The organism is Pseudomonas sp. 313, from assembly GCF_000316965.1.
In the GTDB taxonomy this organism is placed as follows: domain Bacteria; phylum Pseudomonadota; class Gammaproteobacteria; order Pseudomonadales; family Pseudomonadaceae; genus Chryseomonas; species Chryseomonas benzopyrenica.
Genome location: NZ_ANBZ01000061.1, coordinates 124,109 through 142,849 on the forward strand (window position 1 = coordinate 124,109; position 18,741 = coordinate 142,849).

An 18,741-nucleotide genomic window follows, 5' to 3' on the forward strand; every position below is an offset into this window, starting at 1 on the left:
TCGCTGAACCCTTGCCTTCGTCCGCTGGACGTCCTGCCCGGTCGCCCGGGACGGCGCGTCCGCGGCACACTACAACAGGAGTCGGCCATGCCCCAGCTCATCGCCCGCCACAATCCCAAGGCGTTCAAGACCCTGCCCCTTTCGGTCGAGGCCAATCATGACGGCCTCACCTACCAGGCGCTCGGCCAACCGCTGAATTTCAGCGAGATGCTGGAGCGGCGCAAGCCGATCGAGATCGAGGATGCCCAGCACTTCAGTGCGAAGCTCGCCAACCTGGGCGTCTCGGTGCGCCTGACGCTGAACTGGCAGGGCCAGGACCACTGGCTACTGGTGCGCCAGCGCCGGCCCGATCGGGGCGACGTGGTGCTCAAGCTGATCTCCGGCTATATCCCGACCCACGAACTGGCCCTGCCGCTGCTCACCGCCGTGCAGGAGGTGGCCGAGGAGTGCCTGATCGAGACGCCGCGCGGCTGGCTGGCCGGGCGCTTCGCCGACACCTGGCTACCGACGCCCTATGCCCCGGCCCTGCCCTATCGCGAGGACGTGGCCTTTCGCCTGAGCCCGCGTTCGGGGGCGGCACGGCCGGTGCGCTGCGGCAGCCTGGCGCTGCTGGAGCGTCCGCGCGCCTATGTGCACACCCCCACCGCCTCGCTGCAACTGGTCTATGACCTGCTGCTGGAGCTGCCCAAAGAGTGCAAGGCGCCAAGTCTGTTCCACGTCGACGAGAAGATCGAGAACGGCCAGCTGCTGGCGCGCCTGGCCCGCCAGCGCCCGGATCTCTATCTGGTCGCTCTGGACGACGGCAAGCCCACCGGCGAGCTCTATACCCTGTCGGTCGGCCAGCGCCTGCCGGTGTCGACCCGCGGCCTCTGGCTGTCGGAAAGCTTCGCCCGCCAGGACGGCTGGCTGGTCCACGACAGCCGCGTGCGCTGGCGCGACTGGCTGGAGCGCATGGCGCCCCAGAGCGCCCTGCAACGGGCCTAGGACACAGGGAGAACTAGTCGCCACCCGCGCGGCGTTCGCCGACACCGCCGCCGGCCGCGGCCTGAACCCGGCCGGCTAATCGCGAAAAGGGCAGCGTCTGGATCCACACGGTGCCGTGACCGCTCAGGGTCGCCAGCACCAGACCCTCGCCGCCGAACAGCATGCTGCGCAGGCCACCGGCCAGCTTGATGTTGTAGTCGATGCCACTGGTGAAGCCCACCAGACAGCCAGTGTCCAGGCGCAGCGTTTCGCCCCTGAGTTCCTTGCGGATCACCGTGCCCCCGGCGTGCACGAAGGCCATGCCATCGCCTTCCAGCCGCTGCAGGATGAAGCCTTCGCCGCCAAAGAAGCCGGCGCCCAGGCGCCGGGTGAAGGCAACGCCGATACGGGTGCCCTTGGCCGCGCAGAGAAAGGAGTCGCGCTGGCAGAACAGGGTGCCGCCCAGGGCTGCCAGATCCAGGGGGATCACCTGACCCGGATAGGGCGCGGCAAAGGCGACGTGGCGCTTTTCCCGGCCCTCGTTGGTGAAATGGGTCATGAACAGCGACTCACCGCCGAGCATCCGCTTGCCGGCACCCCAGAGCTTGCCGAGCAGTCCGTCGGACCCATCGCCCATACGTGCGGTGAAATCGATGTCGGCCTCCATGTAGGTCATGGCACCGGCCTCGGCGATCACCGTCTCGCCGGGATCGAGACCGATCTCCACCGCCTGCAGGGATTCGCCGAGGATACGATGGTCGAGGATATGGCTGGCCATGGTGAGCTTTCTCGGTAGCTGCGGAAGCGTCCAGCCTAGCAGTCACCGGCCGCCTTGGCGCGCCCCTTCAGGCGGGTGAACGGCGCTTCGCTGTCCGCTCGCACTCGTCGGCCCGGCAGCCAGACGGTGGAACGCCAGCCCGCTTCCAGGGTTCACCTCTAGGTACCCGCCGGCTTCCTGTCCGGCTCAGTTCCAGAGGTGAACATGACCAAGCAATCCGCCCATTCCCCCGCTCAACCCCTGCACGGCACCCAGGAGCACGGCAGCGCCGGGGGCTGGGGTGCGCTCAATGCCGTGACCCAGCACCTGAGCCGCCAGAAGGTGTTGATGCGCGGCAACAAGGCATTGCTGACCATGAACAAGCCGGGTGGCTTCGACTGCCCGAGCTGCGCCTGGCCCGATCCGAAGACCCCGCATACTTTCGAATACTGCGAGAACGGCGCCAAGGCGGTGGCCTGGGAGGCCACGCGCAAGCGTACCACCCCGGAATTCTTCGCCGGCCATACCCTGAGCGAACTGCGCACCTGGACCGACCATGACCTGGAAGACCAGGGCCGTCTCACCCACCCCCTGCGCTACGACGCCGCCAGCGACACCTATCGCCCGGTGAGCTGGGCGGACGCCTTCGCCGAGATCGGCGCCGAGCTGCGCGCCCTGGACGATCCCTGGAAGCTGGAGCTCTACACCTCGGGCCGCTCGTCCAACGAGTCGGCCTTTCTCTATCAGCTGTTCGGTCGTCTCTACGGCATGAATAATTTCCCCGACTGTTCCAACATGTGCCACGAGACCACTACCACCGCCATGCCAGAGAGCATTGGCGTCGGCAAGGGCACCCTGGACCTGGAGGATTTCGCGCAGGCCGACGCCATCTTCATCATCGGCCAGAATCCTGGTACCAACAGTCCGCGAATGATGAGCGAACTGCACGACGCCGTGCACCGCGGCGTGCCCATCGTCACCTTCAATCCGCTGCGGGAAAAGGCCCTGGTGCGCTTCGCCTCGCCCCAGGCCGTGCGCGATATGGCCTTGCCGGGCGGCGGCGTGGCCATCAGCTCCCAGTACCACCAGGTGCGTATCGGCGGCGACATGGCGGCCATGCAGGGGCTGTGCAAGGTCGTCATCGAGGCTGACGACGAAGCGCGCCGCAGCGGCGCCCCGCGCATCCTCGACGTGGCATTCATCGAACAGCATTGCGTCGGCCTGGAAGCCTTCGCCGAACACTGCCGGGGGCTGAGCTGGGAGCGTCTGGAGCGCTATTCCGGCCTGACCCAGGCGGCCATGCGGGACGCGGCTCAGGTCTACATGAAGGCCGAGCGGGTGATCGCCTGCTGGGGCATGGGCGTGACCCAACACCGCCGCGGCGGCGATGTCCTGCAGCAGATCATCAATCTGTTGCTGCTGCGCGGCAACGTCGGCAAGCCTGGTGCCGGCCCCTGTCCCATACGCGGCCACTCCAACGTCCAGGGCGACCGCACCGTGGGCATCTACCAGAAGCCCAAGGAACCCTTCCTGGCGAGGCTGGACCAGGCGTTCGATTTCCAGGCGCCCCGCGAGGGCGGCGACGACGTGGTGGAGTGCTGCGAAGCCCTGCTGCGCGACGAACCCCAGGCCTTCATCGGCCTGGGCGGCAATTTCTTCCGCGCCATTCCCGACATCGACCGGGTAGCGCCCCATGTCGCCAACCTGCGCCTGACGGTGCAGATCGCCACCAAGCTCAACTGGAGCCATACCCTGCACGGTCGCAGCACCTTCCTGCTGCCCTGCCTGGGCCGCACCGAACGCGATGTCCAGGCCAGCGGAGTGCAAACCATCACCGTGGAAGACTCCATGTCCATGGTGCACGGCTCAACCGGTAGCCTGGAACCGGCCTCGCCGGAACTGCTGTCGGAGATCGCCATCGTCGCCGGCATCGCCAAGGCGACCCTGGGCGAGCGCTATCCCCATATCGATTGGGACGCCCTGGTTGGCAATTACGCGCTCATCCGCGACAAGATCGAGGCGGTGCTGCCCGAACAATTCGCCGACTACAACGCCCGTATCGAACAGCCTGGCGGCTTCCGCCTGCCCAATGCGGCCCGTGAACGGAAATGGGATACCCCCACCGGCAAGGCCAACTTCCTCTTTCCCGGCGACGTGCTGGACGAGGACGACAGCCCACCGGATGCCGAGCATCTGCAACTGATGACGATCCGCAGCCACGACCAATTCAACACCACCATCTATTCCAATCGCGATCGCTATCGCGACATCGACGAACGCATGGTGGCCATGCTCAGCCCGGAGGACATGCGCCGCCACGAGGTGCAGGAGGGTGACTTCATCGACTTCGTCGGTGATGCCCTGGACGGCTATCCGCGTCGGGCCGGGCCCTTCAAGGTCATCGCCTTCGACGTACCGGCCGGTTGTTGCGCCGCCTACTATCCCGAGACCAACAGCCTGGCCCCGCTGGCCAACCACGACACCCGCAGCCATACCCCGGCGTCGAAGTCCTTGCCGGTAAGAATTGAAAGGCTGAGTCAGGAACAGGCGATGCAACGGCGGGGGTTGATTGCGGCGGGATAGTCCTACGCGGCTACAGATCGACTCACGGAGTTCTCTTCACGCCGCCAGAGACTCAAGGCTTCCAGAGACTTGGTAGTCCTGAGCTGATTGGTTAAGTCAACTGCACTGCCTGGCAAAAGACCAACAAGATCCAGGCTGTGATTGCTGATCCTGGATAACCCTGGCGTAAGACGCCACATGCGGTGATAAGGAGGCCGCGGCCATGCGAGGCGCTTCCGTACGCCTGTAGTCCCCTGGCCATTGATTAAGGCTCAAGGGTAGGCGCAAATGAAGAGAGGGCGGGCTCTGGCGTTGTCGTGTCCAGAAAGGTCCCCATGCCTGCCTACGCTTCGCCTTGTTTGATCTCGAAAAACCTAGTGCGAATATGAGTTAGGGACCAATCACCTGGCTTCGGTCGGGAATGAATTTTCGCACACTTACATCAGGTCTTCTGCATATCTTGCCGGCCTAACCAGAGCCTTGTTCATAAGCTTGCGAAACAAGGAGCAACGCTCTGGATGCAACTGCGTAAACAATTGCCAAGCCTGTCATCATGAATGTTAAAAACCATGCCATCGTATTAATGGAATCAGGTGCCACCAAGTTAGTGACACCAATCATGAACGCCCCATAAAGCAGCGGGATTAATGAAAGGCAGAAGGCAATTTTAACCAGCCTCTTGAACTTTAAAATAGATTCGAATTTTTCACCGCACTGCGCCACTCTGCCAGCAGCATTCAGCTTTAGCAAAGCTCGAATCAAATCATAAATTGAAGCGGCGCCACCTATAAAGCAAACCCAAGCCATAGGGTCGTTCAGCATAAACTTAGACTGAGAGCCGAAGAAATACAAAACCAAGTAACCAATGGGTGCAACCAATAGGAAAAACACAACACCATACATATCGAAGGCGACATCGATGAATTGCTTCCTACTGTCTCCGCTCAGCTTTCGACTAATACGCCAGTACATAAGCGGCGTGATCAATATCACTATCACAAAGACAAAGGCTGTAGACACCTGAACCCATTCCTTGGCATAGAAGCTTTCGAACATCAGAACCTATCCTTACAGAAATACATAGAAATTAGCATCAGGAGGCACTATTGTTCTGATACAGCATGTGCTGTCTGCCTCTGACCTGTCCGTTCGCGAACCCCGTATCACCGGAGAGTAGTAGGCATTAAAAGCATGGCGCCGAGTATCATCAGCGCGGCGCCGATGACCCTGTCTAGTACGATTTGCTTGCTAAGCATCTTCTGACGGAGCATCTCTGCAGAGAAAAAGATAGCGACGAGACTGAACCAAGCCCAGTGAGAGAACGACATGAACAGACCGTAGGCGAAGTTTGTGACAAGAGAGCTGTCAGGCTTTACCACCTGAGTGTAGGTCGACACAACGAACAGCATTGTCTTCGGATTGAGGGCATTGGTAAGAAATCCCATCCGAAAGATCGACAGTAGGCGCTCAGATGTTCCAAAGCCAGCATTGAGGTCAACTCGGTTTTTGTTAGTGAATGATTTTATACCTATATATATCAGGTAGGCTGCCCCGAGCAGCTTCATAGCGAACAGTAGGCGAGGTGACTGCACAATCAACAGGGCGATACCGAATACTGTGTAGAAGACGTGTATCTGAACACCACAAGCAATACCCAAAGCTGCTGTCAGGCCGGCCTTTCGACCGTGCAGAAAGCTGTTACGGGTTACCATGGCAAAATCGGGGCCCGGGCTGATAACTGCCAATATGGTGATCAATGCTACAGCTAGAATTTCGTTCATGTCGATCCTTTATGATGGACGAGCCTGAATGGCCCGTCCATGAACGGCTCTACTTTTTATTGAAAGTAATGACCAAGACGTCTCGGTAGGCTTCTCGTTCGGTATCGAGCTGGATAATTGGCGTTACGCCATGCATTACCCTTTCATCATTCACGATAGCAACGTCCATAGGGTTGGTGAGCGTGAAGGCAGTCAGCCGCCTCTTTTGCCTATCGTGTATAGATGTCTCACCGTTAACGACATTAACTCGATTGATCAACATCATGAATACGAAATTTACGCCGTCACGATGTACACCTTCGGGGGTGGGCGAGGAGCTCTGGCCTGGCTTGGCGTAGATCCGAAATTGATGAACCTCAATATGCCAAGAAAAAAACGGAGTGAGTTGTCCAAATGCTTCGCAGCACAGCCTCATAGAAGCGAGGAACGCTCGATTGTTGATCGTACCCGGATCAATTGGCGAAAAGTGCCGAGCGATATCGCCGTTGAGCTGATTGTAATCCAGGCTTTGATAGTGAGGCTGATGCGGAACAAGCTCGACCGATACGCCCAAAGGGTCAGCGTGAAAAGTTGCATGCCGACGATAGCGATAACTACCGCCGTCCCTCATGTAGCCATCCTGCTCCAAGAGATTCCAGCTTTCTTGAAACGCAGTCCATTCTTCCAAAAAGTCTTCATCCTGTTCAGCTAGCAGCTTGGACGTACGCCTTGCCGGCAGGTTTATAAAATCATTTTTGGCGATATTTTTGCACAGGTCCTCAACCCCTTTACGGACGCCGGCAAAGCTGTGACTGGAACGATTGGCAGATTGAGCAAAGCTAGAGGTGCTATCCATATCACTGTCCTAGATGTGTTCATAGAAGCTTTTTTTCCGAGTGGCTGCTGGATGATGCCTTGTTGCTTACCGAGATAAAAACGATTTAAAATCGCCTAACCTGTTCCATTTCGTTGCCGATCGATATGAAACTGCCACCACTGAATGCTTTGCGTTTTTTTTGATATTGCAGCCAGAACCGAAAGCTTTGTGGAGGCCGCGGCTGAGCTGCATGTCACGCACAGTGCCGTGAGTAGACAGGTACGACTATTAGAGGACGATCTGGGTGTTTCCCTGTTCGACAGAAGAGGGCGATCTATATATCTGAACAAGGCTGGACGTGAGCTGAGACAGGTCACTAGTAGAATGTTCGACGAGCTCGCGCAGGTGTCAGATCGAATCCGAAACTCGGCCATGGAGAATGTTTTGACCTTGTCCTGCGAGCCCACGATAGCGATGCGTTGGCTTATTCCTAAGCTGGGGTCATTTCAATCTGCATGTCCCGATATTACTTTGCATTTGGTGGCAGCAGGCGGGGCAATCGATTTTCGACGTACCAGGGTTGATATTGCGCTCCGCCGCAATGATTTCAAATGGGATGACAGTGTCGAAGCGCTATTCATCTGCAAAGAGCGCACAGGGCCGGTAGCGGCAGGAGCTCACGCATCAAGCATTGATAATGAAGATACAGTTTTTCTTCATACGAGCTCACGCCTCAATGCTTGGCCTACCTGGGCGTCGACGGCTGGCAGATCAATAAAAAGCAAACGTAACGTAACCTACGAACACTTTTATCTCTCCATTCAGGCTGCAACTGCTGGGCTGGGTGTGGCTATAGCTTCTTTTTTGATGGTACAAGAAGATGTTGCTGCGGGACAGTTGGTGGCGCCGCATGGATTTCTCGAAGACGGATCTGCTTATTATCTTTTATCTCCAGAACCGATTTCCGGCTGTGACAGTCGTCAGCGCTTCGCGAACTGGCTGCTAAGAGAGATCAGGAACAACGAATAAGTAGTTAAAAGACTCTATCAGGCCTTAAATCAACGCTTTCAAATGAGGGGCTGATACCACCGGCACAGTAAACATCTCGGCAGCACCATCTCAGCCGACGTGTCACATATCAATCCCAAGGACACTGCGGTTAAGAGTCTATCTTATGTAAGAAAGGCCCCATTAGAGGCGGCCTCTGGCAATGATCGAAACTTACCTAGGCGCTGGAAACCTTACATCCGGCGTCCTCGCCCGGCCTCCGGAGAAGAACTGGGCGCTTTATTTCTTGAAGTGAGCTGAATACAGCGAAGCCCAACAACCAGACGCGGCTCCGACTGTTGGGTTCGGACGATGATGCCGGCTCAATCCACCCTACGCGGCCGGTCAGACGTCCCGCAGCTCGCCAGCGAAGCGTTCCAGGCGCCGTCGCAGCCGTTGGTTCTCCCGCCGCAGTTCTTCCACCTCATCCAAGAGGTGCAGCGCTAGAGCGGTCGCGGACCAGTCCAGGTCCAGTTCGTGGCGCAGACGCACGGCGCGGCGGGCGCGGTGCAGGGCACCGGTGTCGAAATGCCACTCGGCCGGGCGCTTGCCACGCTGGGGCGCCAGGATGCCGTGTTCGACGATTTCCACCACCACCGGCTCGCTCACCTCGCAGAGCACGCAGAATTCCTGCAGGACGATCAGACTGCTCATCAGACTTTCCTCCAGTCTTGGCGGGGATCGAAGGCCGCCCGCTCGGCCAGTTGGCGCCACAGCGCCTGGGTTGCTTCATCGCCTTTGGGCGGCATCACCACCTTGAGCAGGGCATGCAGATCGCCCTGCCCGTTCTTGCCGGCCAGGCCCTTGCCCCGTACCCGCAGCCGCGCACCGTTCTGGCTGCCGGGCGGGATGCTGAGCATGATCTGCCCATCCAGCGTCGGCACCTGCACCTTGGCGCCCAAGGCCGCCTCCCAGGGGGCGAGCGGCACGCTGACCACCAGGTCCTGGCCATCCACGTCGAACAGGGGATGAGGCACCAGACGGATGACCAGGTAGAGGTCACCCGGCTCCGCGCCACCGATGCCCGGCTCGCCCTGCCCTTTCAAGCGGATACGCTCGCCGTCGGTGCTGCCGGCGGGAATCTTGACGTTGAGGGTCTTGGTGGTCTCGCCGACGCGCCGGCCCAGCTCGTCACGCTGCGGCAACGAAAAGCTCAGCGGCTTGGTGCTGCCGGCCTGGCTCTCTTCGAGAAACAGAGGTAATTCCAGCTCGACGTCGCGGCCACGGCGGGCGAAGCCACCCTGCTGCGAGCGTCCGGCGGCACCGAACAGGGACTCGAAGAAGTCCGAATAATCCTGGCCGAAGCCGGCATGGGGATCGCTGTAGTCGGCACCCGAGCCCGGTTGCCAATCCGGCGGCACCTGGAAGCGCTCGCCCTGTTGCTGATAGAGGCGCACCTGGTCGTATTCCGCACGCTTGTGCGGATCGCGTAGGACATCATAGGCCTCGGCCACCTCCTTGAAGCGGGCCTCGGCATCGGCCTCCTTGCTCACATCGGGGTGGTACTTGCGCGCCAGTTTGCGGTAGGTGGTCTTGAGGGTCTTGTCGTCGACATCAGGGGCGACGCCGAGCACCTCGTAGTAGTCCTTGAAGTCCATTGCGGTCTCCAGTGGGGGTTCCCCTAGAGACCGCGCGGTGCCTGCAACGGTTGCATGACTCTGGTCAGTCGCCGCGCTTGCGGAAGGCCAGGCTACCGGCCAGCACGGTAAAGGTCGCCACCAACGCTACCAGGATCCAGAAGCCATGGGGCGAATCGGCAAGCGGAATGCCGCCGACGTTCATGCCGAAAAAGCCGGCGATGATGTTGATCGGCAGGGCCAGCACCGTGACCAGGGTCAGGGTGAACAGGGTGCGGTTGGTCTGCTCGGCGGAGGCGGCGGCGATCTCCTCCTGCAGCAGCTTGAGACGCTCCACCAGGGCGGCGAGGTCGTCCAGCACCCGGTCGAATTCCTCGGTGGCCTCGCGCAGGGTCTGGATGTCGTCGCGGCGCAGCCAGGCGGGCGGCCGGTTGAGCAGGCGCAGCAGCGAGCCCGGCTCCAGGGCCAGCAGGCGCTGCAAACGCACCAGGGCGCGTCTCAGACTACCCAGCTCGGCGCGACTGGCGGCCAGCCGCTGGGACAGCAGCCGATCCTCGATGGCATCCACCTTGACCGTGGTGTCGCGGATGATGCCGGTCAGCACATCGGCCTGGTCGCGCAGCAGATGCACCAGCAATTCCAGGGTCGAGCCGAAGCCCTCGCCCCGGCGTACCGCGTGGCGCAGGCGATCCACCGAGCGCAGCGGCTGGGCCCGGGCGGTCACCAGCAGTCCCGGTCGGGCACAGGCCCAGAGGGTGGCGACGTCCACCGAGACCTGTCCGTAGGCCAGGGTCACGTCGTTCACCACCCCGAGCAGGGTATCGTCGGCTGGCTCCAGCCGGGTCGAATGGGAACCGGCGTGTAGGGATTCGAAGAATTCCTCGGGCAGTCCCAGGTGCTCGCGCATCCAGCGCTCGGCGGCGGCATGGGCCAGGTTGAAGTGCAGCCAGCGAAAGCCACCCTCTTCCGCGTCCCAGGGATCTTCCGGCGCCATGGTCAGGGCACGCCCCGGCTGACCGGAGGTGAAATGGTAGGCATAGAGCAGCCCCAGCCGTTCGGCGGCCGGATGCAGGGGGATCAGGGTGTTGGTCATGGCTACCTGCGGAGGGAACGCGACATCAGGGCTCTGTTAGCAGGTCCGGATGAACCTTTGATGACAGAGCCCCGAGTCAGCAGGTGCCAGCGGCGCCCCCGAAAAGGAGGCGCGGCGCTTATTGCGGACGCATGTGCGGGAAGAGGATGACGTCGCGGATCGACGGCGAGTTGGTCAGCAGCATCACCAGGCGGTCGATGCCGATGCCTTCGCCGGCGGTGGGCGGCATGCCGTATTCCAGGGCGTTGATGAAGTCGGCGTCGTAGTGCATGGCCTCGTCGTCACCGGCGTCCTTTTCCTGGACCTGCAGCATGAAGCGCTCGGCCTGGTCTTCGGCGTCGTTGAGCTCGGAGTAGGCGTTGGCGATCTCGCGGCCACCGATGAACAGCTCGAAGCGGTCGGTGACGCTGGGATTGTCGTCGTTGCGCCGGGCCAGCGGCGAGACCTCGAAGGGGTACTCGGTGATGAAGTGCGGCTGCTCCAGCTTGCTCTCCACCAGCTCCTCGAAAATCATCACCTGCAGCTTGCCCAGGCCTTCGTGGCCGAGGACCTTGGCGCCGGCCTTCTTGGCGATGGCGCGGGCCTTCTCGACGTCCTGCAGGTCTTCCGCAGTGATGTCCGGGTTGTACTTGAGGATGGAGTCGTACACCGACAGGCGCACGAAGGGCTCGCCGAAGTGGAACACCTTGTCGCCATAGGGCACGTCGGTGGTGCCGAGCACGGCCATGGCCAGTTCGCGGAACAGTTCCTCGGTGAGGTCCATGTTGTCGCGGTAGTCGGCGTAGGCCTGGTAGAACTCGAGCATGGTGAACTCGGGATTGTGCCGGGTCGAGACGCCTTCGTTACGGAAGTTGCGGTTGATCTCGAAGACCTTCTCGAAGCCACCGACCACCAGCCGCTTGAGGTACAGCTCCGGCGCGATACGCAGGAACATGGCCATGTCCAGGGCGTTGTGGTGGGTTTCGAAGGGCTTGGCCGCCGCGCCGCCGGGAATGGTCTGCAGCATGGGCGTTTCCACTTCGAGGAAACCGCGCTCCATGAGGAAGCGGCGGATGTGGGCGATGACCTGGGAGCGCACGCGGAAGGTCTGGCGCACCTCTTCGTTGACGATCAGGTCGACATAGCGCTGGCGATAGCGCAGCTCGGTGTCGGTCAGGCCGTGGTGCTTGTCGGGCAGCGGGCGCAGCGACTTGGTCAGCAGGCGCACGTCGCTCATGTTGACGTAGAGATCGCCCTTGCCGGAGCGGGCCAGGGTGCCTTCGGTGGCGATGATGTCGCCCAGGTCCCAGGTCTTGACCGCTTCCAGGGTCTCGGCCGGCAGGGTCTTGCGGTCGACGTAGACCTGGATGCGCCCGCTGGTGTCCTGCAGCACCATGAAGGCGCCGCGGTTGAGCATGATGCGGCCGGCCACCTTGACCTTGATGCCCGCGGCTTCCAGCTCTTCCTTGGTCTTGTCGGCGTACTGCTGCTGCAGGTCACCGGCCAGGCTGTCACGGCGGAAGTCATTGGGGAAGGGAATGGCCTGCTGGTCACGCAGCGCGGAAAGCTTTTCCTTGCGCTGGGCGATCAGCTTGTTGTCTTCCTGTTCCTGGGCTTGGGGATCTAGGGGTTGTTCGCTCATGTCTGCTCTTTACCTGGGGTGCTGACCGTAGGAGCGGCCCATGGCCGCGATAGAGTTTTATCGCGGCCATGGCGGTGCGCCGATGCGACCGCTCCTACAGGAAATGATGGATTAAACGCCCTGCTTGAGGCTGGCTTCGAGGTATTCGTCCAGATCGCCGTCGAGCACCTTGTCGCAGTCGCTGCGTTCCACGCCGGTGCGCAGATCCTTGATCCGCGAGGCGTCGAGGACGTAGGAGCGGATCTGGTGGCCCCAGCCGATATCGGACTTGGAGTCTTCCAGGGCCTGGGAGGCGGCGTTGCGCTTCTGCATCTCCAACTCGTACAACTTGGCCCGCAGCATCTTCATGGCGGTGTCCTTGTTGGCGTGCTGGGAGCGCTCGTTCTGGCAGGCCACCACGGTGTTGGTGGGCACGTGGGTGATCCGCACCGCGGAGTCGGTGGTATTCACGTGCTGGCCGCCGGCACCGGAGGAGCGGTAGGTGTCGACGCGCAGATCGGACGGGTTGATCTCGATGTCGATGTTGTCATCGATCTCGGGCGAGACGAACACCGCGGTAAAGGAGGTGTGGCGACGGTTGCCCGAGTCGAAGGGACTCTTGCGCACCAGGCGGTGCACGCCGATCTCGGTGCGCAGCCAGCCAAAGGCGTATTCGCCCTTGATGTGCACGGTGGCGCCCTTGATGCCGGCGACCTCGCCTTCCGACAACTCGACGATCTCGGCGCTGAAGCCGTGCTGGTCGGCCCAGCGCAGGTACATGCGCAAGAGCATGTTGGCCCAGTCCTGGGCCTCGGTGCCGCCGGAGCCGGCCTGGATGTCCAGGTAGCAGTTGTTGGGGTCCATCTCGCCGCTGAACATGCGGCGGAATTCCAGCTTCTCGAGGATGCCGCGCAGGCGCTCCACCTCGGCCGCCACGTCATCGACCGCGCTCTGGTCTTCCTCTTCGGCGGCCATTTCCAACAGGTCGTTGGCATCCGCCAGGCCGCCGTTCAGCTCGTCCAGGGTACCGACCACCTGGGCCAGCAGCGCGCGCTCGCGGCCAAGGTTCTGGGCGTATTCGGGCTTGTTCCAGACAGCGGGGTCTTCGAGCTCGCGCTCGACTTCGACGAGACGATCCTTTTTCAGATCGTAGTCAAAGATACCCCCGAATGGTCTCGGTGCGGCTGGAGAGGTCCTTGATGCTGGTGACGATCGGGTTGATTTCCATGGGGGAAACACTCGCGAGAAAAGCTGTGGAAAAGCTCGCGAGTATAACCCAATCGGCGGCGAAACTCAGCGTGCGACGGGGATTCGCCGCCTGCTGGGCCTCAATCGGCGTCGAGATCGCGGTGGCGGGTTTCCGGCAGACACAGCAGGCCTACCACCAGGCTGACGCCGGTCACCAGTACCGGGTACCAGAGGCCGTAGAAGATGTCGCCGGTATAGACCACCAGGGCGAAGGACACCGTGGGCAGGAAGCCGCCGAACCAGCCATTGCCGATGTGGTACGGCAGCGACATGGAGGTGTAGCGGATGCGGGTGGGAAACAGCTCCACCATCAGTGCCGCAAGGGGTCCGTAGCAGAGGGTGGCGATGAGGATCAGGGCGAAGATCACCGCCACCACCATGGGCTTGTTGACCTGCGCCGCATCGGCCTTGGCCGGGTAGCCGGCGGCCTGTACCGCGGCGCGCAGGGCTGGCTCGTCATAGCCGACGATGACCTTGTCGCCGACATTGACCTGCACCGCGTCCCCCGGTGCCGCCGCCACGCTGCGGTAGGGCAGTCCGCTCTTGGCCAGCAGGGTCTTGACCCGGTCGCAGGGGCTGTCGAAACGCGCCTTGCCTACCGGATCGAACTGGAAGGTGCAGGTGGCCGGATCGGCGGTCACCACGATGGGCGCCTGCTGGCTGGCCTGGTAGATCTGTGGATTGGCGTAGTGGGTCAGGGCCTTGAACAGCGGAAAGTAGAGCACCGTGGCCAGCAGCAGGCCCAGCATCAGGATCGGCTTGCGGCCGACCTTGTCCGACAGCCAGCCGGCGATGACGAAGAAGGGGGCGCCCAGGATCACGCTGACGATCAGCAGGTTGTTGGCCAGCACCGGATCCAGCTTGAGGGTCTGGGTGAGAAAGAACATCACATAGAACTGCGACAGGTAGAAGGTCACCGCCTGGCCGCCGTTGATGCTGAACAGCGCGATCAGCACCACCTTGAGATTGCTCCAGTTGGTGAAGGAATCGCGGATCGGCGCCTTGCTCTGCTTGCCTTCGGCCTTCATGCGCAGGAAGGCCGGCGATTCGTGCATCGACAGGCGGATCCAGGTGGAGATGGCCAGCAGGAAGATCGACAGCAGGAACGGCAGGCGCCAGCCCCAGACCTCGAACTGGTCGCCGGTCAGGTAGCGGCAGACCAGGATCACCACCAGCGACAGCAACAGCCCCAGGGTCGCGGTGGATTGCAGCCAGCTGGTGTGGGCACCGCGCTTGCCGGGCGGCGCGTGCTCGGCGATGTAGGTAGCGGCGCCGCCGTACTCACCGCCCAGGGCCAGGCCCTGCAGCAGGCGCAGCACCACCAGGATGATGGGTGCGGCCACGCCGATGCTGGCATAGGTGGGCAGCAGGCCGACGCCGAAGGTGGCGATGCCCATGAGGATGATGGTGGCGAGAAAGGTGTACTTGCGCCCGACCAGGTCGCCCAGGCGGCCGAACACCAGGGCACCGAAGGGCCGCACCACGAAACCGGCGGCGAAGGCCAGCAGGGCGAAGATGAAGGCGGTGGTGTCGTTGACGCCGGCGAAGAACTGCTTGCTGATCACCGCCGCCAGGGCGCCGTAGAGAAAGAAGTCGTACCACTCGAAGACGGTTCCCAGGGACGAGGCGAAGATCACCTTGCGTTCTTCGCGGCGACTGCTGGCCGCGCTGGGTTGGACCCGGGGTTGGGCATAGTCGGACATCGCACGTTCTCCTGACCCGGGATCGCCGGGCTGATTGTTGTTATGGGCGACAGCTACTACGGTGGAAACGGCGGGAGGCCCCGCCGTCGGTGGAACCGGATGGACGCAGCTAGGCCGCCGAGACGGCGCTGGCCCGGGCGACCGCGGCGGGCAGCTCGTGACTGCCCTGCTCCCGCGCCTCGGCCAGCATGAAGGTGGCCGCCTGCTCGGCGATCATCAGGGTCGGCGAACAGCTGTTGCCCGAGACCAGGGTCGGCATGATGGAGGCGTCGGCCACCCGCAGCCCGGGAATGCCATGCACCCGCAGGCGGGCGTCCACCACGGCGTCGGCGCCCTGCCCCATGCGGCAGGTGCCGGAAGGATGGAAGATGGTGGTGCCAATGGCGCCCGCGGCTTGCTGCAGTTCTTCCTCGCTCTGATAGGCCGGGCCTGGCAGATACTCCTCGGGCCGGTAAGCGGCCAGTGCCGGCGCCGCGGCGATGCGCCGGGTCAGGCGGATGGCGTCGGCGGCCACCTTGAGATCCTCCGGCGCGCTGAGGTAGCGCGGCTGGATCAGCGGCGCGGCCAGCGGGTCGGCGCTGCGGATGGCCACCTGGCCACGACTGGCCGGGCGCAGGTTGCACACCGAGGCGGTAAAGGCGGGAAAGCCGTGCAGGGGCTCGCCGAAGCGCTCCAGCGACAGCGGCTGCACGTGATACTGCAGATTGGCCGAGGGCTGCCCGGGATCGGAACGGGCGAAGGCGCCCAGCTGGCTCGGCGCCATGGCCAGGGGACCACTGCGACTCCAGAGATACTCCAGGCCCATGCCCAGCTTGCCCCAGAGACTGCCGGCCAGGGCATTGAGGGTCGGCACGCCGTGCACCCGATAGATCAGCCGCAGTTGCAGGTGATCCTGCAGGTTGCCGCCGACCCCTTCCAGCCGATGCTGGACACCGATGCCCAGCCCTTCGAGCAGGCCGCGCGGACCGATGCCGGAACGTTGCAACAGGGTCGGCGAGCCAATGGCGCCGGCGCAGAGCACGATCTCCCGCCGCGCCACCAGGCGCTGGGGTTCGGCCTGGCCCGGCAGCCGCGCCAGCACCGCCCGTGCCCTGCCCTCCTCCAGCAGCACCCGCTCCACTTGCACCCCGGTCAGCACCTGCAGATTGGCACGCTGGCGGATGGGCTTGAGAAAGGCCTTGGCGGCATTCCAGCGCACGCCATTACGCTGATTGACCTGGAAGTAGCCGCAGCCTTCGTTGTCGCCGGTGTTGAAGTCTTCCACCGGCGCGATGCCGGTTTCACCCGCGGCACTGCGAAAGGCATCGAGCAGGGTCCAGTGCAGGCGCTGCCGCTCGACCCGCCATTCACCCCCGGCACCATGAACGGCCGAGGCGCCGTCGCAATGATCTTCCATACGCTTGAACAGCGGCAGTACGTCCTGCCAGCCCCAGCCGGGATTGCCAGCGGCGGCCCAGCCGTCATAGTCACGGGCCTGGCCGCGCATGTAGATCATGCCGTTGATGGACGAGCAGCCACCCAGCACCCGGCCACGCGGATAGTTGAGCGCGCGGCCACCCAGGCCCGCTTCCACCTCGGTCTTGAAGCACCAGTCGGTGCGCGGATTGCCGATGCAGAACAGATAGCCGACGGGGATGTGGATCCAGGGATGGTTGTCACGGCCGCCGGCTTCCAGCAGCAGCACGCGATGGGCCGGATCGGCGGACAGCCGATTGGCCAGCAGGCAGCCGGCCGGACCGGCGCCGACGATGATGAAGTCATATTCCGCAGCAGGACCGGGCATGACGTTCCCTCGCTTTTTTGTTGTTGTGGTCCCTATCCTAGTGTCGTCATCCGCGAACAACAGTCGCAGAAAACGGGCAACGGCTGTGCATTTCTGAACAGAGACCAGCAAGCGGCCAGGTAGACAGGCCTAGACGAGGAAAAGGGATGTTCGACTGGAACGATCTGCGGGTTTTTCTGGAGGTCCAGCGCCATGGCCGCCTGCTTACCGCCGCCCGCAGCCTGGGCGTCAGTCATGCCACCGTCGCCCGTCACTTGGAGGCGCTGGAACGCGCCCTGGGCAGTCAGCTGCTGGTGCAACAGGCCAGCGGCTATCAGCTCACCCCCGCCGGCCAGGCCCTGCTGGCGCATGCCCAGGCGATGGAAGAAGCCGCACTGCTGGCCCAGGAGGCCGTGACCCAGCGACTCAATCCGCTGGGTCAGGTACGGGTCGGGGTGACCGAAGGCCTGGGCACCGGTTTTCTCGCCCAGCGCCTAGGAGCGCTGCTGCGCGATTATCCGGGCCTGGAAGTGGAGCTGGTCTCGGTGCCGCGCTTCGTCAGCGTCACCAACCGCGAAGCGGACATCGCCATCACCCTGGAAAGGCCCACCGCCGAAGGCCTGATCGGTCGGCGACTGACGCCCTATCGTCTGAGGTTCTATGCCAGTCGCGCCTACCTGGATCGAGCACCGGCGCTGGATGCCGAAGCCGACCTCGGCGAACAGACCTTCATCGGCTACGTCGACGACCTGCTGTACACCCGCGAACTGCAATTCATCCAGGGACTCTGTTCGGATCCGCGCATCGTCTTTCGCAGCACCAGTGTCATCGCCCAGCGCGAAGCGGCCTGCGCCGGCATCGGCATCGCCGTGCTGCCCTGCTATCTGGTAGGTCAGGGCACGCCGCTGGAGGGCGTGTTGCCAGAACGCTCCTTTACTCGGGAATACTGGATCTCGACGCACCGGGAATTGCACCGCTCCGCGCGCCTGCGCGTGGTCTGGGATTTCCTGCTGCACCTCTGCGCGGCGGAGCGGAGCGTCCTGCTGGGCGAGGAACGCCCGCTCGCCTAGCGGTCAGACCGCCGCGGCCTCACGTTCCAGTTCGGCCCGCAGGCCCGGCTCCAGGCGCAGCTGGCGTGCCAGCTCGTCCAGGTAGGCCTTTTCCATGTATTGCTGATCGTCGATCAGCATCAGGCTGGCCAGGTACATCTCGGCGGCCATCTCGGGCGTTTCCGCCGCCGCGGCGACCTTGGCCGGATCCAGCGGTTGTTCCAGTTCGCGCTGCAACCAGCTGCGCAACTCGGGATCGTTGTCCAGCTTGGCCATCTCGGCTTCGATGGCCTGGCGCTCCTGGTCATCGACATGACCATCGGCCTTGGCTGCCGCGATCAGGGCGATCAGCACCGCCCGGCCATGGGCCTCGGCTTCGTGCTCCGGTACCCGATCCACGGTACGGGGCTCGACGGCTGCCGTACCCTGGGCCTGATTGGCCTGCCAGGACTGATAGGCCTTGTAGGCCACCATGCCCAGCGCCGCCAGACCGCCATAGCCGACCGCCTTGCCACCCATGGCGCGACCGCGCTTGCTGCCCAGCAGCGCAGTCAGGGCCCCAGCCGCCAGGCCGCTGTTGCCCAGTCCGGAGAGCAGACCGCCCAGGGAATCCTTGCCGGTGGATGCCGTGCCGGGTCGGGGGGCCGAGTGACCGGTCTTCTTGGCCAGGGCCTGCTGGCCCGCCTTGAGCAGTTGATCAAGCAAACCGCGGGTGTTCATGGATGACCTCCACAGAGTCAGGATTCAGCTCTTTAGGACCGCTGAGCACACCGTCTGGCTCCCGGCACCTGCTTACCGAATGT

Annotated in this window: 16 protein-coding genes and 1 pseudogene; 5 read left to right on the forward strand and 12 right to left on the reverse strand. The window is 62.8% G+C overall.

From position 1 onward, the window contains the following. Positions 1 to 87 precede the first annotated feature (87 nt). Positions 88 to 984 (forward strand): hypothetical protein, encoded by an 897-nt coding sequence (locus tag C722_RS0112215; protein WP_017640771.1) that lies wholly within the window; start codon positions 88 to 90, stop codon positions 982 to 984. Positions 985 to 997: 13 nt separating this feature from the next. Here C722_RS0112215 and C722_RS0112220 read toward each other — a convergent pair whose 3' ends face one another. Further along, entirely contained in the window at positions 998 to 1,741 is a 744-nt protein-coding gene (locus tag C722_RS0112220) for a TIGR00266 family protein (RefSeq protein ID WP_017640772.1), read from the reverse strand. Between the two features lie 204 nt (positions 1,742 to 1,945). Here C722_RS0112220 and C722_RS0112225 point away from each other — a divergent pair, with 204 nt between their 5' ends. Next, entirely contained in the window at positions 1,946 to 4,303 is a 2,358-nt protein-coding gene (locus C722_RS0112225) for an FdhF/YdeP family oxidoreductase (RefSeq protein ID WP_017640773.1), read from the forward strand. A gap of 447 nt (positions 4,304 to 4,750) precedes the next feature. On the opposite strand, the gene C722_RS0112230 is transcribed toward C722_RS0112225, so the two are convergent. From C722_RS0112230 to C722_RS24870, 3 genes are all read right to left on the reverse strand, one after another. Beyond that, the gene (locus C722_RS0112230) at positions 4,751 to 5,338 is read right to left on the reverse strand and encodes a hypothetical protein (protein WP_017640774.1); all 588 of its coding nucleotides are present in this window, start codon (positions 5,336 to 5,338) and stop codon (positions 4,751 to 4,753) included. A gap of 107 nt (positions 5,339 to 5,445) precedes the next feature. Next, complete coding sequence (locus C722_RS0112235) at positions 5,446 to 6,063, reverse strand: LysE family translocator (protein ID WP_017640775.1); 618 nt, start codon at positions 6,061 to 6,063, stop codon at positions 5,446 to 5,448. Between the two features lie 49 nt (positions 6,064 to 6,112). Then, on the reverse strand, positions 6,113 to 6,898 hold the full coding sequence (locus C722_RS24870) for a 2OG-Fe dioxygenase family protein (protein ID WP_037063808.1): 786 nt from the start codon (positions 6,896 to 6,898) through the stop codon (positions 6,113 to 6,115). A 144-nt stretch (positions 6,899 to 7,042) separates the two neighbouring features. Between C722_RS24870 and C722_RS27050 the strand changes: the two are divergent. Next, a pseudogene (locus tag C722_RS27050) lies at positions 7,043 to 7,159 on the forward strand (LysR family transcriptional regulator); the annotation flags it as partial. 84 nt (positions 7,160 to 7,243) lie between these two features. Next, on the forward strand, positions 7,244 to 7,888 hold the full coding sequence (locus tag C722_RS25790) for a LysR substrate-binding domain-containing protein (RefSeq protein ID WP_256204536.1): 645 nt from the start codon (positions 7,244 to 7,246) through the stop codon (positions 7,886 to 7,888). 363 nt (positions 7,889 to 8,251) lie between these two features. Here C722_RS25790 and C722_RS0112250 read toward each other — a convergent pair whose 3' ends face one another. From C722_RS0112250 to C722_RS0112280, 7 genes are all read right to left on the reverse strand, one after another. Next, entirely contained in the window at positions 8,252 to 8,560 is a 309-nt protein-coding gene (locus C722_RS0112250) for a chaperone modulator CbpM (RefSeq protein ID WP_017640778.1), read from the reverse strand. Further along, entirely contained in the window at positions 8,560 to 9,504 is a 945-nt protein-coding gene (cbpA, locus tag C722_RS0112255; protein ID WP_017640779.1) for a curved DNA-binding protein, read from the reverse strand. Before cbpA ends, C722_RS0112250 begins: the two co-directional genes overlap by 1 nt. Positions 9,505 to 9,568: 64 nt before the next feature. Then, a complete protein-coding gene (locus C722_RS0112260; protein ID WP_017640780.1) occupies positions 9,569 to 10,576 on the reverse strand; it encodes a transporter in 1,008 nt (335 codons plus the stop codon). A gap of 118 nt (positions 10,577 to 10,694) precedes the next feature. Further along, positions 10,695 to 12,197 carry a lysine--tRNA ligase gene (gene lysS / locus C722_RS0112265; RefSeq protein WP_017640781.1) on the reverse strand — a complete coding sequence of 501 codons (1,503 nt, stop codon included), beginning with the start codon at positions 12,195 to 12,197 and terminating at the stop codon, positions 10,695 to 10,697. A gap of 111 nt (positions 12,198 to 12,308) precedes the next feature. Beyond that, positions 12,309 to 13,404 (reverse strand): peptide chain release factor 2 gene (prfB, locus tag C722_RS26025; RefSeq protein WP_153015305.1). Its coding sequence is split into 2 segments (ribosomal slippage): positions 12,309 to 13,331 and positions 13,333 to 13,404, totalling 1,095 coding nucleotides; the frame shifts between segments, so codons are not numbered across the junction. A gap of 100 nt (positions 13,405 to 13,504) precedes the next feature. Further along, positions 13,505 to 15,127 (reverse strand): MFS transporter, encoded by a 1,623-nt coding sequence (locus C722_RS0112275; protein WP_017640783.1) that lies wholly within the window; start codon positions 15,125 to 15,127, stop codon positions 13,505 to 13,507. Positions 15,128 to 15,236: 109 nt separating this feature from the next. Further along, on the reverse strand, positions 15,237 to 16,910 hold the full coding sequence (locus C722_RS0112280) for a GMC family oxidoreductase (RefSeq protein ID WP_017640784.1): 1,674 nt from the start codon (positions 16,908 to 16,910) through the stop codon (positions 15,237 to 15,239). A 146-nt stretch (positions 16,911 to 17,056) separates the two neighbouring features. Between C722_RS0112280 and C722_RS0112285 the strand changes: the two genes are divergently transcribed. Continuing rightward, positions 17,057 to 17,959 (forward strand): LysR family transcriptional regulator, encoded by a 903-nt coding sequence (locus tag C722_RS0112285; protein ID WP_017640785.1) that lies wholly within the window; start codon positions 17,057 to 17,059, stop codon positions 17,957 to 17,959. Positions 17,960 to 17,962: 3 nt separating this feature from the next. On the opposite strand, the gene C722_RS0112290 is transcribed toward C722_RS0112285, so the two are convergent. Continuing rightward, entirely contained in the window at positions 17,963 to 18,658 is a 696-nt protein-coding gene (locus C722_RS0112290) for a tellurite resistance TerB family protein (protein ID WP_017640786.1), read from the reverse strand. Positions 18,659 to 18,741 lie beyond the last annotated feature (83 nt).

Excerpts from the sequence above, each read along its gene's own strand:
- C722_RS0112215 (WP_017640771.1), top strand. The coding sequence starts at position 88 with ATGCCCCAGCTCATCGCCCGCCACAATCCCAAGGCGTTCAAGACCCTG.
- C722_RS0112220 (WP_017640772.1), bottom strand. The coding sequence starts at position 1,741 with ATGGCCAGCCATATCCTCGACCATCGTATCCTCGGCGAATCCCTGCAG.
- C722_RS0112225 (WP_017640773.1), top strand. The coding sequence starts at position 1,946 with ATGACCAAGCAATCCGCCCATTCCCCCGCTCAACCCCTGCACGGCACC.
- C722_RS0112230 (WP_017640774.1), bottom strand. The coding sequence starts at position 5,338 with ATGTTCGAAAGCTTCTATGCCAAGGAATGGGTTCAGGTGTCTACAGCC.
- C722_RS0112235 (WP_017640775.1), bottom strand. The coding sequence starts at position 6,063 with ATGAACGAAATTCTAGCTGTAGCATTGATCACCATATTGGCAGTTATC.
- C722_RS24870 (WP_037063808.1), bottom strand. The coding sequence starts at position 6,898 with ATGGATAGCACCTCTAGCTTTGCTCAATCTGCCAATCGTTCCAGTCAC.
- C722_RS25790 (WP_256204536.1), top strand. The coding sequence starts at position 7,244 with ATGTTCGACGAGCTCGCGCAGGTGTCAGATCGAATCCGAAACTCGGCC.
- C722_RS0112250 (WP_017640778.1), bottom strand. The coding sequence starts at position 8,560 with ATGAGCAGTCTGATCGTCCTGCAGGAATTCTGCGTGCTCTGCGAGGTG.
- cbpA (WP_017640779.1), bottom strand. The coding sequence starts at position 9,504 with ATGGACTTCAAGGACTACTACGAGGTGCTCGGCGTCGCCCCTGATGTC.
- C722_RS0112260 (WP_017640780.1), bottom strand. The coding sequence starts at position 10,576 with ATGACCAACACCCTGATCCCCCTGCATCCGGCCGCCGAACGGCTGGGG.
- lysS (WP_017640781.1), bottom strand. The coding sequence starts at position 12,197 with ATGAGCGAACAACCCCTAGATCCCCAAGCCCAGGAACAGGAAGACAAC.
- C722_RS0112275 (WP_017640783.1), bottom strand. The coding sequence starts at position 15,127 with ATGTCCGACTATGCCCAACCCCGGGTCCAACCCAGCGCGGCCAGCAGT.
- C722_RS0112280 (WP_017640784.1), bottom strand. The coding sequence starts at position 16,910 with ATGCCCGGTCCTGCTGCGGAATATGACTTCATCATCGTCGGCGCCGGT.
- C722_RS0112285 (WP_017640785.1), top strand. The coding sequence starts at position 17,057 with ATGTTCGACTGGAACGATCTGCGGGTTTTTCTGGAGGTCCAGCGCCAT.
- C722_RS0112290 (WP_017640786.1), bottom strand. The coding sequence starts at position 18,658 with ATGAACACCCGCGGTTTGCTTGATCAACTGCTCAAGGCGGGCCAGCAG.